This is a genomic window from Enterococcus sp., from assembly GCF_032555305.1.
In the GTDB taxonomy this organism is placed as follows: Bacteria; Bacillota; Bacilli; order Lactobacillales; family Enterococcaceae; genus Enterococcus_A.
On record NZ_JAWGOQ010000003.1, the window covers coordinates 103,301 to 119,900 of the forward strand.

The 16,600-nt window shown below is 39.7% G+C and carries 17 protein-coding genes; 2 read left to right on the forward strand and 15 right to left on the reverse strand.

Going from position 1 to position 16,600, the window contains the following annotated elements; genetic code table 11:
- Nucleotides 1-78: 78 nt before the first annotated feature.
- Nucleotides 79-501: a CoA-binding protein gene (locus E6139_RS03460; protein ID WP_316401664.1), complete on the reverse strand. Its 423-nt coding sequence runs from the start codon at nucleotides 499-501 to the stop codon at nucleotides 79-81.
- Nucleotides 502-626: 125 nt separating this feature from the next.
- On the opposite strand from E6139_RS03460, the gene plsY reads away from it, so the two are divergent.
- Together plsY and E6139_RS03470 are read left to right on the forward strand one after the other, a co-directional pair.
- Nucleotides 627-1,256 (forward strand): glycerol-3-phosphate 1-O-acyltransferase PlsY, encoded by a 630-nt coding sequence (gene plsY, locus E6139_RS03465; RefSeq protein ID WP_316401665.1) that lies wholly within the window; start codon nucleotides 627-629, stop codon nucleotides 1,254-1,256.
- Nucleotides 1,257-1,871, forward strand: coding sequence for an NUDIX hydrolase (locus tag E6139_RS03470; RefSeq protein WP_316401666.1), 615 nt, complete (start codon nucleotides 1,257-1,259; stop codon nucleotides 1,869-1,871).
- Between the two features lie 61 nt (nucleotides 1,872-1,932).
- Here E6139_RS03470 and E6139_RS03475 read toward each other — a convergent pair whose 3' ends face one another.
- From E6139_RS03475 to E6139_RS03540, 14 genes are all read right to left on the reverse strand, one after another.
- Nucleotides 1,933-2,802 carry an aldose 1-epimerase family protein gene (locus E6139_RS03475; RefSeq protein ID WP_316401667.1) on the reverse strand — a complete coding sequence of 290 codons (870 nt, stop codon included), beginning with the start codon at nucleotides 2,800-2,802 and terminating at the stop codon, nucleotides 1,933-1,935.
- Nucleotides 2,803-2,864: 62 nt separating this feature from the next.
- Entirely contained in the window at nucleotides 2,865-3,653 is a 789-nt protein-coding gene (gene codY, locus E6139_RS03480) for a GTP-sensing pleiotropic transcriptional regulator CodY (RefSeq protein WP_316401668.1), read from the reverse strand.
- Between the two features lie 17 nt (nucleotides 3,654-3,670).
- Nucleotides 3,671-5,062 (reverse strand): ATP-dependent protease ATPase subunit HslU, encoded by a 1,392-nt coding sequence (gene hslU, locus E6139_RS03485; protein ID WP_316401669.1) that lies wholly within the window; start codon nucleotides 5,060-5,062, stop codon nucleotides 3,671-3,673.
- A 15-nt stretch (nucleotides 5,063-5,077) separates the two neighbouring features.
- On the reverse strand, nucleotides 5,078-5,623 hold the full coding sequence (gene hslV, locus E6139_RS03490; protein WP_316401670.1) for an ATP-dependent protease subunit HslV: 546 nt from the start codon (nucleotides 5,621-5,623) through the stop codon (nucleotides 5,078-5,080).
- Nucleotides 5,624-5,650: 27 nt separating this feature from the next.
- Nucleotides 5,651-6,550: a tyrosine recombinase XerC gene (gene xerC, locus E6139_RS03495; protein ID WP_410470506.1), complete on the reverse strand. Its 900-nt coding sequence runs from the start codon at nucleotides 6,548-6,550 to the stop codon at nucleotides 5,651-5,653.
- Nucleotides 6,551-6,751: 201 nt separating this feature from the next.
- Nucleotides 6,752-8,050 (reverse strand): FADH(2)-oxidizing methylenetetrahydrofolate--tRNA-(uracil(54)-C(5))-methyltransferase TrmFO, encoded by a 1,299-nt coding sequence (gene trmFO / locus E6139_RS03500; RefSeq protein ID WP_316401671.1) that lies wholly within the window; start codon nucleotides 8,048-8,050, stop codon nucleotides 6,752-6,754.
- Nucleotides 8,051-8,070: 20 nt separating this feature from the next.
- The gene (topA, locus tag E6139_RS03505) at nucleotides 8,071-10,149 is read right to left on the reverse strand and encodes a type I DNA topoisomerase (protein ID WP_316401672.1); all 2,079 of its coding nucleotides are present in this window, start codon (nucleotides 10,147-10,149) and stop codon (nucleotides 8,071-8,073) included.
- 101 nt (nucleotides 10,150-10,250) lie between these two features.
- Nucleotides 10,251-11,105 (reverse strand): DNA-processing protein DprA, encoded by an 855-nt coding sequence (gene dprA, locus E6139_RS03510; protein ID WP_316401673.1) that lies wholly within the window; start codon nucleotides 11,103-11,105, stop codon nucleotides 10,251-10,253.
- Nucleotides 11,106-11,163: 58 nt separating this feature from the next.
- The gene (locus tag E6139_RS03515) at nucleotides 11,164-11,928 is read right to left on the reverse strand and encodes a ribonuclease HII (protein ID WP_316401674.1); all 765 of its coding nucleotides are present in this window, start codon (nucleotides 11,926-11,928) and stop codon (nucleotides 11,164-11,166) included.
- Nucleotides 11,928-12,776, reverse strand: a complete 849-nt coding sequence (ylqF, locus tag E6139_RS03520) for a ribosome biogenesis GTPase YlqF (protein WP_316401675.1) — start codon at nucleotides 12,774-12,776, stop codon at nucleotides 11,928-11,930. Before ylqF ends, E6139_RS03515 begins: the two co-directional genes overlap by 1 nt.
- 334 nt (nucleotides 12,777-13,110) lie before the next feature.
- Complete coding sequence (locus E6139_RS03525; RefSeq protein WP_316401676.1) at nucleotides 13,111-14,118, reverse strand: C45 family peptidase; 1,008 nt, start codon at nucleotides 14,116-14,118, stop codon at nucleotides 13,111-13,113.
- 150 nt (nucleotides 14,119-14,268) lie between these two features.
- Nucleotides 14,269-14,817 carry a signal peptidase I gene (gene lepB, locus E6139_RS03530; RefSeq protein ID WP_316401677.1) on the reverse strand — a complete coding sequence of 183 codons (549 nt, stop codon included), beginning with the start codon at nucleotides 14,815-14,817 and terminating at the stop codon, nucleotides 14,269-14,271.
- A 46-nt stretch (nucleotides 14,818-14,863) separates the two neighbouring features.
- The gene (locus E6139_RS03535) at nucleotides 14,864-16,282 is read right to left on the reverse strand and encodes a S41 family peptidase (RefSeq protein ID WP_316401678.1); all 1,419 of its coding nucleotides are present in this window, start codon (nucleotides 16,280-16,282) and stop codon (nucleotides 14,864-14,866) included.
- Nucleotides 16,283-16,364: 82 nt separating this feature from the next.
- Nucleotides 16,365-16,586, reverse strand: coding sequence for a YozE family protein (locus E6139_RS03540; RefSeq protein ID WP_316401679.1), 222 nt, complete (start codon nucleotides 16,584-16,586; stop codon nucleotides 16,365-16,367).
- Between the last annotated feature and the right edge of the window lie 14 nt (nucleotides 16,587-16,600).

Here is a 16,600-nt window from a genome sequence, read left to right on the forward strand (position 1 = left end):
AAAAAGCTCAAAAAAAAAGCCTCTCCTGTTGCTGAAAAGGCATTTTAAGCTTTTTTTTTAAGAAAATCAACCAATTTACTAAGCTTTTTTGTTCAATTCGATCTTCACACAGCGGTCCATCACGATGTCATTACGACCTTGAGCTCGCAACATTTCTGCTGCTTCAGCGCTGAATAAACCAAGCTGTGCCCAAAAAACTTTAGCATCCGTTTTTAAAAAATCTTCAGCAACGGCTGGTAAAAATTCACTTCGTCTAAAAACATCTACGATATCGATCGTTTCAGGTACAGCAGATAAATTTTCTACAACTGGAATCTCATTGACTGTTTGACCGGCTAATTTCGGATTGACACCGTATAATTTGTAGCCATGAACTTTTAGTACATCAGCGATTTGATAACTGGTTTTTTCAGGATTGTCGCTCAGGCCTACTACTGCAATCACTTTGGCTTCGTTTAAATACTGGAAAATTTTTTCTTGACTAGGATTTTGAAAACTCATTTGAATTCCCTCGCTCAACTTAATTTTTAATTATTCACGTTAATCAGTATATCACGGGATTAGGATTTGTTCACTCTTTTGAAATCTGCTAAAATAGCCTTACAAACAAAGAAATGAGGATTCATATGAAAACCGCCATACTTTTAGTCTTAGCTTATTTTTTAGGCTCTATTCCCTCCGGCATTTGGATTGGAAAACTTTTTTTCAAGAAAGACATACGCGAGTTTGGCAGCCATAGTTCTGGAACGACGAACACGTTTCGAGTACTGGGGAAAACAGCAGGCTTCGTAGTCTTCGCAATGGATTTATTAAAAGGCTCCCTAGCCACTTTACTACCTACGATTTTCCATTTGGATATCAATCCGCTATGGTTTGGGTTAGTCGCTGTAATCGGACACACCCTGCCCATTTTCGCAGGCTTTAAGGGTGGAAAGGCAGTCGCGACTAGCGCTGGGATGCTCTTGGCATTTGCTCCCTTGTTCTTTTTCTTTTCATTGGTTTTCTTTTTGATCGTACTTTATATCACCAGCATGGTCAGCGCTGCGAGTATTACTTCTGCGATATTTGTCACTCTCTCGTCATTTATTTTGCCTTACATATGGCCGCTGATCTTACCGACACACAACTTGCTGCTGACATTCATTTGTTTCGCGTTGACCTGCTATATCATTTATCGTCATAGAGAAAATATTCAGCGCATTAAAGACGGAACAGAAAATAGAGTTTCTTTCGGATTAAACAAAAAGGAGAAATAGATGGAGGAACAACTTTTGGATTGGGCAATTGAACTACAGGCTCTTGCTCAAGCCGGAATCACATACACTAAAGATCCTTTTGATAAAGAACGATTTGATCGAATCCGTTCTATTGCCACTGAAATGCTCGCCGTCCAATCTCCCATCCCAATTCCACAATTGCGAAAGCTTTTTGCTGAAGAGGTTGGTTACCCTACACCAAAATTGGATACACGAGCGGCAGTGTTTAAAGAAAATAAGATTTTGCTGGTCCAAGAGAAGAATGAACTTTGGTCATTACCCGGCGGCTGGGTTGATTTTGATCAGTCGATCAAAGAAAATGCGGTCAAAGAAACACTGGAAGAAACAGGCTTGACCGTTAAACCATTAAGAGTTATCGCGATTCAAGATCGTAACAAACACAATCCTCCACGCTATGCTTATAGTGTCTGCAAAGTCTTTGTGGAATGCCAGTTACTTGGTGGAAGCTTCACAGAAAACATCGAAACAATTCAGATCGGTTGGTTTGATTTAGAACAGTTGCCACCGCTAGCTGAGGAAAAAGTTAATCAGGAACAAATTAAACTGTGCTTTGCGGCTCACAATGATAATAGTTGGCATGTGCCCTTTGATTAAAAAACGAACATTCTTGTAATCTTTGAAAAGATTCAAGAATGTTCGCTTTATTTTTTTGTTTTTAACTAACTGTAATCGAAAATTCCGTTTTGAAGTTCTCTTTCGCGGCTAAGCGATTCATCCCTTCTTTGTCCTCAAGGCGACCGTTACTGTCAACGGTATCAGCAAACCCCCACCAGGGTTCGATACAAACAAAAGGTGCTTCAGCAGGATAAGGTGACCATAATCCAACGTACGGAATATTATTGTAAGCCAGGGTGACACTATGGGGTGATTCTTCACTACCAAGTGTGTAAGCATTTAACCCGCGAGTTTCGTAAATCAATGCATCCTCTTTAAAAAGCTCATGACTTAATTGGATATTTGTATTCGTTTGTCCGATTGTTTTCTGATCTAGATTGGTATATGGCCCCTCTAGAGGAATCTTCACACGGGATTTTTGTGGCGAGAATGCAATGAAATAATCATCGAAACTCAAATCATCCGTTAATGGAATGTTGAAAGCTGGATGCCCTCCCAGAGCAAAGATCATTTCTTCACTTCCGGTATTTTCGACATTGAAGCGTATCCGAATCCCTTCGCCCCAGATTTCGTAATTGATTGTTAGAGCAAAATCAAAAGGATAGACTTTTTTTGTCTCTGCATCACTCTCAAGTAAAAAGGTTACCTGATCTTTTGCTTGTTCAACAACTTTGAACTCTTTGTCACGTGCAAAACCATGTTGTCCCATCGGATATGTCTTACCTTTATACGTATACTGATTATCTTTTAAGCGACCGACAAATGGAAACAAGAACGGTGCGTGTCGATTCCAATATTCTGGATCTGCTTGCCACATATATTCGATGTCATTAGCACGCAAGCTAGCAAGTTCTGCTCCTTTTTCATTGATCGTCGCTTCCAAAAAATCATTACTAATCGTTACTGACATAACTATCCCACTCCTTATTCCCCTGATGTAATTATTGGACTAATAAAGCTGGACTGGTCGCTTTATTTATGACGTACCAGTTCATCTTTGAACAACGGATTCAAAACTTTTAAGTAGGTTCCTTTCATACCTAAAGACCGAGATTCAATGATCCCTGCAGACTCTAGTTTGCGCAGAGCATTAACAATCACTGAGCGAGTGATTCCGATCTTATCCGCGATATTTGAAGCCGTTAAGCGACCTTCATCACCTTCTAAAGCATCAAAAATCGCTTTGACCGCTTTTAGCTCACTGTAAGAAAGAGTACTAATCGCCATTTGAACTGCTGTTTGACTACGAATCTTTTCCTCTACATTCAAAAACTGCTGATAGAGTACTTCCATTCCGATAACAGTTGCACCATATTCGGCTAAAACAAGATCATCATCATTAAATGCTCCTTCTGTGCGAGCTAAAATGATCGTTCCTAAGCGTTCACCTGACCCGAAAATCGGAATAACCGTCGTCAATCCATTCGGATAAAGTTCAGCACGCTCAGTCGGAAATGCAGTCAAATCATTGGCCACCGGAATATTGGCTTCGGTTTTAAAGACTTCTTTCATTTCTGATACATAACTATCCGGAAACTGACGATCAACCAAAAATGAACGAACGCGCTCAGTGTTGATATCAATCTTCTCATTAAGTCCCAACAATTCACCCTCAGCTCCGATGATATAGGTCAAGGAGCCTAGGATATCCCCTAAAATCCGCGCCATATTGTTGTAAGGCAATTCTGCAGCTGGTTCGAATGCATTCTTTTGCTGCATCAGCTTATTAATCTGACGTGTTTTTTCTAATAAAGTTTCCACTTTTTCCCCTCCATTTTTTAAAGAATAAACCGACTTAAATCTTTATTTTGTGCAATTGAAGCAAGTTTTTCATCCACATACGCTTCTGTTATCTTAATCTCTCCCATTTGCATATCTGGTGCTTCAAATAAAAGATCTTCCAACAATTTTTCCAATATTGTGTGTAAACGACGAGCTCCGATATTATCTGTCTCCCGATTCACATCAAAAGCAATCTGTGCGATTCGTTCAATAGCCTCTTGGGTGAAAATGATTCTAACATTTTCAGTACCAACTAAGGCAATATATTGTTTAATCAAGGCATTGTTTGGTTCAGTTAGGATTTTGACAAAATCCTCTGCTGAAAGATCGTTTAATTCAACCCGAATAGGAAAACGACCTTGCAATTCAGGGATCAAGTCACTTGGTTTCGACAAGCTGAAAGCCCCACTAGCGATAAATAGAATGTGATCCGTTTGAATTGCCCCATATTTTGTGTTGACTTGAGAGCCTTCAACGATCGGAAGAATATCTCGTTGGACACCTTCACGAGAGACTTCTCCAGAATTCTGTTGCGATTTTGAGGTGATCTTATCGATTTCATCGATGAAGATAATACCAGAGCTTTCTGCTAATTTAATGGCCGCTGTGTAAATGTCGCCTTCATTAACTAATTTAGCTTGTTCCTCTTTAACTAACAGTTCCTGTGCTTCTTTGACAGTTACTGTACGCTGAACCTTTTTCTCAGGAGTCAATGCGCCCAAAGTGTCAGATAGATCAATCCCCATTTGTTCTAAACCATTATTCATCGGCATCGCTTTTTTAGGTTCAGTTATTTCAATGCTCACTTCTCGTTGATCTAACAATCCCTTTTCCAACTGATCAAGTACCGTTTGACGATTGACTTTGATATCTTCTGTGACTTCTTCTTTTTGCTCAGTTTGTGATTGGTTAAAGATATTCATCATTTGTTCATAAGGATTGTTACTTTGCTTCTGCTCTTTCTTGATTCCTGGAACCAGGATCTTTACTAAACGTTTATTCGCGCGTTTTAATGCTTGTGAATAAACTTTTGAGTACTGTTCTTTTTCAACAATCGTGATCGCATTTTCTACTAAATCACGTACCATAGATTCTACATCACGACCGACATACCCTACCTCTGTGAACTTAGTCGCTTCGACTTTAACGAAAGGTGCTTTAACAATACGCGCTAAACGACGAGCGATTTCAGTTTTTCCGACACCAGTTGGTCCAATCATCAAAATGTTCTTCGGTGTCACTTCCTGCTGCATCGTTTCTTCTAATTGCATTCGGCGATAACGATTTCGTAAGGCAATTGCTACAGAACGTTTTGCATCATCTTGTCCAATGATATATTGATCTAATTCATTCACTATTTCTTTAGGTGTTTTATTAACTTCAGTCATGTTGAAATCCTCCCTCTACATTTCTTCAACAATAATATTATGATTCGTAAAGACACAGATATCAGCAGCAATATTCAGCGCGCTCTCGGCCATTTCTTTCGCGCTCATATCAGAATTATGTTTCTTCATCGCTCTAGCTGCAGCTAATGCATAATTTCCTCCAGAACCAATTGCTAATATACCGTCATCAGGTGCAATTACCTCGCCATTTCCAGAAACTAACAACATTTCTTCGTCATTCATGACGATTAATAAGGCTTCAAGGTTTTTCATAGCCTGCTGTGTGCGCCATTCTTGTGCCAGCTCAACCGCTGCTCTTTGTAGATTTCCATTGTATTCATTCAGCTTGCCTTCAAATTTTTCTTCTAAAGTAAAGGCATCAGCTACGCTGCCAGCAAAACCGACAACAACTTTGCCATTGTAGATACGACGGACTTTTCGCGCTGTTCCTTTCATGATGACTTGTTCACCCATTGTGACTTGACCATCACCGGCCATCGCTAATTTTCCGTCTTTTTCGATCGCACAGATCGTAGTTGAATGAAATTGTGATTCTGACATCTTAATCTCTCCTTTTTTGTTAAACTTCTAAGCTCTAGGATGAAACGAGCGATAACTTTTTTGTAAGCTTTCTTTTGTAACATGAGTATAAATCTGGGTCGTTGACAAATTCGCGTGTCCAAGTAACTCCTGTACCGTACGCAAATCGGCACCGTTGTTCAATAAATGCGTAGCAAATGTATGCCTCAGCATATGGGGATGGATATCACTAGTCAAACTGCTTTTCTTGATGATTTGATTCAACACATACTCGATCCCAGTTGGCGTGATTTGTTCCCCCCGGTGATTAATGAAAAGATAGTCATGCTCTTTACCGAAATGATCCATCAGCTGCTTGCGACCGCATTGAACAAATTCTTGAATCGCATCCGCTGCATAAGAACCCAACGGCACATAACGATCTTTATTCCCTTTTCCGTGGATCAGCATCACACTATTATCAAAATCAATGACAGATAACTGGAGATTGGCACATTCACTCACCCGAAGACCTGATCCGTAAAGAACCTCTAACAACGCACGATTTCGCTGGTCCAATGGCTCCGTTCCATCAACACTATCGAAAAGGACTTCGATTTCTTTTTCATAAAAAAAACGTGGTAAACGGGCCTGTTTTTTTTTGAGATGAACATAAGAAAAAGGATTCTCTTTGATTTTCTCATGCTTTAAAAGGTATTGATAAAAGGATCGCAAACTCGCAATCTTTCGACTGATCGTATTGCGGCTATATTTTTGATCATTGAGAAAGGCCAAGTAGACACGTACATCTAAATGATCCACTGCTAACAACGAAGATTCGCCTGAATTTTCCAAAAATTGACAAAAGTCATTTAGATCTCGCTGGTAGGCTTCCTTGGTTTTTTCTGAGTAGCCTCGCTCGGTCATTAAATAACCGATGAACTCTTGCATCGCTGCGTCATTTTCCAAACTTTCTCTCACCTCACAAACATAGCATAAATGTAGCATAAGAGCTTTTTAATTACAATTGAATTGTCAGAATTTATTGATTTTTCACGAATATACTAACAATTATTTACAGATAATTCACAATTGCTGTCAAAACGGACATGAATCCGATTTATTTTGTCTAAATAAAAAATCTCCGCTGCCGAAGCAACGGAAATTTTTCTAGATATTTATCTCTGTCAAAGCATTTAACGCACGTTCAGCCAATGTTTCATAGCGTAATTTTTTGTCACGGATGCGTTCCGGCAAACTTGGAAATAACCCGAAATTTGCATTCATCGGTTGAAAATGTTTGCCTTCAGCATGAGTGATGTAATATGCCATCGAGCCAATCGCCGTTTCACGAGGAAATTCAATCAGTTCTTCGTCTTTAGCTAATCGAGCCGCATTCAGGCCAGCAACTAATCCGCTGCCCGCACTTTCCACGTAGCCTTCTACACCAGTCATTTGACCAGCAAAGAATAGATCATCACGTTTCTTACTCTGATACGTAGAGCGCAAGAGTTCTGGCGAATTTATAAAACTGTTGCGATGCATAACTCCATAGCGCAAGAATTCCGCATTTTCCAAACCAGGAATCATCTGAAATACACGCTTTTGTTCGCCCCATTTCAAATGGGTTTGAAAACCAACAATGTTGTACATTGATGCAGCAGCGTTATCTTGACGCAACTGAATCACCGCATATGGGCGTTTACCCGTCTTAGGATCTTCCAATCCGACAGGTTTCATAGGTCCAAACAACATCGTTTTAATTCCGCGTTTAGCCATAACCTCAATCGGCATACAGCCTTCAAAGAATTTTTCCTTCTCAAATTCCTTTTGTGGAGCAACCTCGGCTGTGATCAGGGCTTCATAAAAGCGCATGAATTCTTCTTCGGTCATTGGACAATTCAAATACGCGGCTTCACCTTTGTCATAACGCGATTTCAAATACACTTTTTCACGATCAATCGTCGAACTATCTATGATCGGCGCTGCTGCATCATAAAAGTAAAACCCATGTGAGCCATTATAATCCGCGATTTGCTCCGCCAGAGCTTCCGAAGTTAAAGGACCAGTCGCAATAATGGTGATCCCCTCAGGAATCTTGGTGATTTCTTCTGAAATAACTTTTACCATTGGATGAGCTTTCAGTTTCTCAGTAATTCGCGCAGAAAAATTATTCCGGTCCACTGCAAGTGCACCGCCTGCAGGAACAGCCGTTTCATCCGCAGAGGCGATGACTAAAGAATTCAAGCAGCGCATCTCTTCCTTCAGAACGCCGACCGCATTCGTCAAATTATTTCCTCGTAAAGAGTTGCTGCAGACAAGCTCCGCAAAATCCGCTGTATGATGTGCTGGTGTTGATTTCACTGGACGCATCTCGTATAAATTTACAGGGACGCCTGCCTCTGCCAGTTGCCAAGCAGCCTCACTTCCGGCAAGACCCGCCCCGATAACATTCACTGTTTTTACCATCTATTCCTCACTTATAAACGTTATTTTTGTACAGCTTCTTCGTAATCTCCGTTGACACAGACGACTTGCTTACCGCCTTTGACTTTCTTCTCAACTAAATAACCGCCATCTTTCGGACATGTACGACCGATTGGTTTATCCCAAGAAGTAAAGTCACAATCTGGATAACGTGAGCAGCCATAGAACAAACGATTCTTTTTGGATTTCCGTTCAACAACTTGCCCTTTATGACAAACTGGACATTCTACGCCAATTTCTTTGATAATTGGCTTGGTATTGCGGCAATCTGGAAAATTACTACATGCATAGAATTTTCCATAACGACCCAATTTGATCACCATTGGATGTCCACAAACATCACAATCGAATCCTGCTGGCTCATCTTTAATTTGAATCTTTTCAATGCCTTCTTCGGCTTTTTCCAATTCAACTGCGAAAGGTTTGTAGAAACGATCAACAACCGTCGTCCATTCTTCCTTGCCTTCTTCAACCTTATCTAAATCATTTTCCATCTCAGCCGTAAAGTTGACATCAACGATTTGCGGGAAGAAATCAACGATCAAGGTATTGACAATTTCTCCAAGTTCGGTTGGTTCAAAACGACGTTGCGTTAATTTCACATAATAACGACGTTGGATCGTATCTAAAGTTGGAGCATAAGTTGAAGGTCGACCTACCCCATTTTCTTCTAGCGTTTTGATCAAGGTTGCTTCACTAAAACGAGCTGGCGGCTGAGTAAAGTGTTGTTTCGGTTCAATATTGACAGATTGCACGATTTCACCCTTTTCAAGCTCAGGCAAAATGTTCTCTTTGTCTTCTTTCCCATCGTCGCGGCCTTCAATATAGACTTGCATAAACCCTTTAAACTTGATTTTCGATCCATTGGCGATAAAGATCACACCATTTTGTTCAAGTGTCACTTTCATTGTATCAAGAATCGCCGCAGTCATTTGACTAGCAACAAAACGTGACCAGATCAAGGTATAAAGCTTTAATTGATCCTTGTCTAAATATTGCTTCATTTCATCCGGTGTCCGTTGCACACTGGTTGGACGAATAGCCTCATGAGCATCCTGTGCTCCCTGCGGATTTTTCGCTTTACGAGCATGATGTTGTGAATATTCCTTGCCGTATGTTTTTTCAATAAATTCTGCTGCCTCGGTTTTTGCTGTATCCGAAATCCGGGTAGAGTCTGTACGCATATAGGTGATCAGACCGACTGTTCCCTGTTTGCCAAGAGCGATCCCTTCGTACAATTGTTGCGCAACCATCATGGTTTTTCTTGTACGGAAATTCAACTTACGCGCAGATTCCTGTTGCATATTACTTGTAGTAAATGGCAATGCCGGATTACGTTTCCGTTCCTTTTTCTCAACCTTAGTTACTTCATAATCCTTGCCATCAATTCTTGATGTGATTTCTTTGACTGCTTCAGCATCGGGCAATTTTTTCTTTTTGCCGTCAACACCCCAGAAGTTGGCTTTGAATTTCTTGGTTTTCTTTTTGAAGTTTCCATCAATGCTCCAGTATTCTTCTGGCACAAAGTCACGAATTTCTTGTTCGCGATCAATGATCATTTTTAGAGCGATTGATTGAACCCGACCGGCACTTAAACCCTTTTTAATTTTTTTCCATAAAATCGGTGAAATGGAATAACCAACAAGGCGATCCAATGCGCGACGTGCTTGTTGCGCATCTACTAACGAAACATCGATTGAACGTGGTTCTTTAAAGGCCGCTTTGACAGCGTCTTTCGTAATTTCGTTAAAGACGACGCGGTTCTTATCCTTTAAATCTAATCCTAATAAATAAGCGAGGTGCCAAGCGATGGCTTCCCCTTCTCTATCCGGGTCACTTGCGAGATAGACTTTTTGCGCTTTTTTAGCCGCTTGCTTCAAGCTTTTGATGACATCGCCTTTTCCGCGAATCGAGATATAATGGGGTTCATAATTGTTTTCAACATCGATCCCCATCTTACTTTTTGGCAAGTCTCGCACGTGTCCAACACTTGCGACTACTTTATAATTTCTTCCCAAATATTTTTCAATTGTCTTTGCTTTTGCTGGTGATTCCACGATAACTAGGTATTTATAGGCCAAATGTTTTTGCCTCCTCAATTTTTTCTACTATTATATATCGGTAACTACTGACAAATCGTAGCCTATAATACGCTATTCAAATTTTGTTTGTCAAGTCAGGTCTAATGAATTTCCTTCCATAAATCATAAGAATCAAAGATATCTTGTGTTTTTTCTACACAGATTGCACCGTCTTGAATCAACTGATGACAGCCGCTTGACCGCCCATCTAAGATCGATCCAGGAACTGCAAAAACGTCTTTCCCATAGTCCAAAGCTTGTTGAGCAGTAATTAATGAGCCACTACGCCTTTTTGCTTCTACTACTAACACACCACTGCTTAATCCTGCGATAATCCGATTGCGCATTGGAAAGTGAAATTTCGCAGGAGTCGTACCATTTGGATATTCGCTTAAAACTAAATGATGTTGGCTCATCTCAATTTGTAAATTACCACTAGTTTTAGGATAACAAATATCTAACCCAGTTCCAACCACACCGATCGTTTTTCCTTGGTTACTGATTGCAAATTGATGAGCAAAGCTATCAATACCTTTTGCTAAGCCGCTGACGATTACAAATCCTCGCTTCGTAATATCTGGCATCAATTCCTGCAAAACATGATATCCATACTTTGTTGCATCGCGTGCGCCTACAACCGCTAGCATGTTGCGTTTTAACAGTTCCAGATTCCCCTTATAAAACAATACTAACGGTGGTGTTGGAACATGACGTAATATTTCTGGATAAGCCTCATCCTCGATCGTGATATATTGATGCGTTTGTTCAATTTCTTGTATTCGATCTTCGGTCCAATCATTCCAATCATTCTGTTTGGTAGATTGTGCTAATAATCGAACTTCTAAACTGTCAAAATCCCACCATTGATGTCTTTTAGCAAATTGATAAATTCGCTGCTTGCCAAATGCACCGATCCCTTTAGTTAAACTTAAACGTAAAAGAAATTTACTCTTCAAAAAAATCCCTCTTTTCAGTCTTTATCAAAAGATACAGAAAAAAGAAGGATCTTATTTTTTATTTATTTTTAATTGGCGCAAAAGTTTTGCGATGAATTGGTAAGATTCCTTGCTCATCAATAGCCTGTAAATGTTCTTTTGTGCCATAACCCGCGTTTTTAGCAAACCCATAGGCTGGATAGTTCTCCCCGTATTTCGCCATCCATTCATCTCGATATACTTTGGCAATGATACTCGCGGCGGCAATCGACACGGATCGAGCATCCCCTTTGATAATTTTCTCCTGTGGTAATCCATTGTCTAATACCATTGCATCAATCAACAGACAATCGGGCGCAATTTCTAATTGATCGATCGCCCGTTGCATTGCCACTTTAGTCGCTTGATAAATATTCATTTGGTCAATCTCTTCTGCCGTTGCCTCTCCGATACCGATAGCGCGAGCATTTTTTTTAATCTCCGTCACTAGTTCTTCGCGTTTGTTAGCGGAAAGCTGCTTTGAATCATTCAATCCTAAGATCGCATGTTCCTCATTCAAAATAACTGCAGCAGCAACCACTGGACCTGCCAGTGGACCACGACCAACTTCATCGATACCGCAAATCGCTTTGAACCCCAACGCCTTTTTTTCATTTTCAAAAACAGACATCTCTTGATATTTTTCCGCTAATGCTACTTGTTTATCTTGTTGTTTTTGCCATTGTGCTATAGCCAACTGGACGCCTTTACGAGAATCTTGGCGAAGCTCTACTAAACGGGGATCATCTACAGAAGAGATTGTCATTAACTCTGCTTTGATTGCACTGATTGATTGTTTTTCCATTACTCGCTCAACTCCTCAAAACGATCCAATGTGAACCGTCCCAATTTGCCTTGGCGCAATTCAAGGATCAGCATCTCACTTGCCCGTTCATAATCATCTTTGAAGCCACGTTTATTAGAAATAAGCATCAATAACTCAGGTAACTCCATAAATAAATCGTCTTCAGACAATTTGTAACGTTCTTTTAATTGCTCAGGATAAAAACGACAAAATACCTCCAGCAGATAGAGAGCTAGATCATCCAGATGCAGAAGATCATCCTTAATTGCTCCCGTTAGTGCTAACTTTTTCCCGACTGCTGGATCTTCAAATTTTGGCCACAATATTCCTGGCGTATCCAATAATTCCAGCTGCGAACCAAAGCGCAGCCATTGCTGACCTTTTGTAACTCCAGGACGATTGCCTGTGCTAGCAATTTTTTTTCCTGCTAAATGATTAAGCAGAGTGGATTTCCCAACATTAGGAATCCCTAGAACCATCGCACGAATCGCACGAGTTTTTAATCCTCTTTCTTTATCACGAGCAATCTTATCCACTAATACTTTTTTACTTGCCGGAACGATCTGCTTCACGCTCTTATCATCCTTCGCGGTCAAAGCCAATACATGATGCCCTTGTTCGCGAAAATAATTGACCCACATATTTGTTTGATTGGGATCAGCTAAGTCCGATTTGTTCAATAAAACCAGACGCGGTTTTTGCTGCACAATTTGATCCAGCATCGGATTACGAGAGGATAGTGGTAACCGAGCATCAATCAATTCAAACACAATATCAACAAATTTTAATTTTTCAGAGACCTCGCGTCTCGCTTTGGCCATATGGCCGGGGAACCATTGAATAGTCATATATGTAATTCCTCCTTGGAGCGTGTTATTAGGAAGCTATCTTATCAAAACGCAGTACTTAATTTCTGGTTTAAAAAACAGAAACACAAAAGATGTTTTTATGATTCCAATCGTTATTTTAAGATGCAACTAGTTTTCCAATAATCATTGACTTCTATTTCCACACGTTATTGTATCACAAGTTCATATTTTTTGTGTTTCTCTGCAAAATTATTTTTCTGAGAATACTGATTTTTCTTACTAATTTTGTGTAAACAGGATTCAACTCATTTTATCAAAAGAGCAGTCACAAGCTATGAATTATTTTTGTGACTGCTTCTGCCATTTTATTTTTCTAGAAACTGAAACGTGTGTCTTCTTTAAAATTTTTTCTAGCAGGATTACCTTCGCAGCGATAGACCTGCTTGTTGTTCATGTCATAAATCGCGGACCAAACAGTATCCTTTCCTGTTTTACGATCGTATTGACACAGAAAACCATACTTACCGCCCAATAGCTGTTTTGACTCATCTAGCCCCATCTTAGAGTAGTTGCCAGCCAAATGTTGATCTAACGTCTGATAACGTTCTTCTGCAAACCAATCATCAGCCACAGTTATTTTTTTCGAAAGCAGCGCTGGCAAATGGAAACTATTCGTCGCACAGAGATAGCCCTGTTCTTCCAACGAAGAATGAACCAACTTATCATTTGTGAATTCAACCAGAGTAGCGTTTCCTGAAAAATCTGCCATTACTAGTGTCCCAGAAGAGCAGCGAGGAATATCCTCCAACAAATCAAGAGCTTCCTCTACTGTTTGACATTTCTCCAGCAGCATGCGCAGGATCATCCCGACATTTAGTCCTGGCTTAAGCGAGTCTGGAAAAACTGATGTCAGAGCAACAGCAAGTCCCGCTTGATTGACTCCATCTTCCATTTCTACAAATGCCGTCGTATTCCCAGAAAAACTATAGGATTCAGACTCTTTAAATGTGTATAAGCAGTTCATATATAGCTTTTCAATCTCTGTTAAAAAATCACTGTTGCGTCCAAGCAAAAAAGTCTGATTATTTTTGATTACAAAGCTCGAGCAATTCGTTATCCGGACTAGCGAATACATTGAAAAAAGAATGGCATATAACGGATCCGATTTAATTTGCTGCCCGTCTGCGATGCCATTGATTTCTTCTGTGATCTCCGGAAAGAATTTTTGATAGTGTGGTAAACATTGTTGAGCAAACTCCTCCATCTCTTTGGTAATTGCGAAAGGAATATTGTTAAGCAATTGTTTATCATTTTTTCTTAACAGCTCTCCCCATTTTTTTCCTATTTCGTAATGTGTCCCATTAAACCTTGCATGATACATCATCTTATCTCCTTTATCTTCAATTAGGAGCCGACTTCCTACCTCAAGAGTAACGTAATAAAAATTTAATCGCAATTGAATAAAATGAGAACTTTTCTCAAATTTTTTTACTTTTTTTCATCAAAAAAAGAAGATGAACAATTCATCTTCTTACGAAATGATCTTTATATGGGTCAATGGGTAATAGACTGCCTGAGCTTTACCTAAGATATCTTTACTTTCGACAGTCCCAAAAGATCGGCTGTCTTTTGAGATCCGCCGATTGTCACCTAGAACAAAGTATTCATTCTTCGGTAATTTTTTTTGTCCAGTTAATTCGACCAATTGGAAATCCGTCGTATAGGGAGAAACTTGATGGTCATGACTGCGATTATTAGTCAAATAAGGCTCAGAGACTTCTTTACCATTAATATAAAGCTGGTCTTTTTCATATCGAATTTCATCTCCCGGCAATCCAATCACTCGTTTGATATAAATCGTTCCATCCGGTTGCTGGAAAACGATCACATCAAAGCGTTTTACCCTACTGAATTTCTCCATCAGAATCATATCACCTTGTGTCAGCGTTTGATCCATTGAGTTGCCTGTTACAGGAACTGGAATCAATAGAAAGCCGCGAATCACTACACCAAAAAAGAGGGAAATCAACAGATATTTGACTCCTAGCCATAAGTGACTTTTGGTTAATATTTTTTTCAATTGCTTCCCTCCTTGCAAGCAAAGCAGCAGTAGTTTACTCAGATGTTTATTTTTTTAACGTTTCTACAGCCTTAGCATAGGCAACATCATTACTCTTGACAAGTTCAAACACTTTCTCTTGTAAAACATCGACCGTTTTATCATCCAAGGCACCCGTTGCCGATAGATTATTATCTGTTTGGATTTTTGCGACGGCATCTTTCGTTGCATCATTGAACAAATCCCCATCTGTTGAATAACCTAAAGCTTTTAACATCGTATTGATATTTTTAACAGCATCGCCAGAGTCTCCGATACGCCAGTTGGATTGCTTCGAGATCGGCGGGAGCTTGGCGTATTCTGGATAGTCTGCTTCAATTGTTGGTGTTACTCCTTTTCCTTCGACGGATGAACCATCAGGGGCAAACCATTTCATGATCGTCAATTGTACATAATTATCTTTACCAATTGGACTAAGGCTTTGAACGGTACCTTTTCCAAATGTATTTACCCCAATGATCGGATAGTTTTTGTTTTTAACAGCTGCGGCCAGTAACTCTGCCCCATAAGAACTCTCCTGATCAACGAGAAACACAGTCGGTTCTTTGACTTTAAATCCTTGGTCGATTTTTTTCCCGGCTTTATCGATGGAGATGACTTTTTCGTTATTTGAAAATTGTGCGATGGTGTCACCGTTTTCCAAAAAATAACTTGCTACACGTTCCGCTTCAGCCATCAATCCTCCAGAGTTTTGACGAAGATCAATGACGAACGATTTAGCGCCATCTTTACGCAGCTGTTCAATGATTGTTCGAAATTCCAAGGCTGTCGTTTCCCGAAAGTTATCGATTTGGATCGAGCCAATTGATTGATCCTTTGAATCAAGGCTGCCCTTGACCGTATCCTCAGGAATAACATCTCGCTGTAAAGATACTTCAAATTGTTCATTACCTCGTTGAATCAATAATTTCACTTGTGTATCCTTTTTACCACGAATCATACTGGAAACTTGATCTAAGGATTTATCTTGAGTTTTCTTACCATCTACCTCAAGGATAATATCATTTGCCTTCAGTTTAGCTTTTTCAGCTGGAGAGTTTTTGACAGGCACTCGATCAATCACTGGCAAACGATTCTCCAGTTGCAGATTCGCTCCAATGCCTTCAAAACTTCCAGCAACTTTAGCATTCAGTTCCTTCGTTTCTTTTGCAGTTAAAAATTCTGATTCAGGATCATTCAGGGATTCCGTCATCCCATTTAAAGCACCTTGAATCAACTGCTCCTTATTCACTTTATCAACATAATTTGTACTGATCAAATCATACAAATCTTGAACATCGTCTAGATCCGTTCGTGTGATTTTTACAACTGAGTCCTTATCCATTGCCTGTTTTTGTTCGATAAAATGTGTCACTACTGCTGTAATCACTATTGTACATAAGATCGATATAACAAAAATCGATACTGGTAACGTTTTTTTCTGCAAGGCGCATTTTCCTTTCACCCTTTTTTTCATGATAGCACGCTAGAAAAAAAAGGAAAAGCCTTCTTCAACTTTTCCTTTTTAATTATTTATTATTTTCTTGATACTTATCCCAAACCTGATCAAAAAGGTCCATCGAGTCTAAATAATCGACACTCAATTCTAGATAGTCCGTAATCTCATGATAATCCTCTGAATGTTTAGGAAACATGATGTCTTTTGCTACTTCACCAGCAAATGCCTCCACTGGATCATGCAGATTGTGACCACGCTGTGTCAAGATATAATGATAAAAACTTCTTCTCAATTATTTCACCTCGA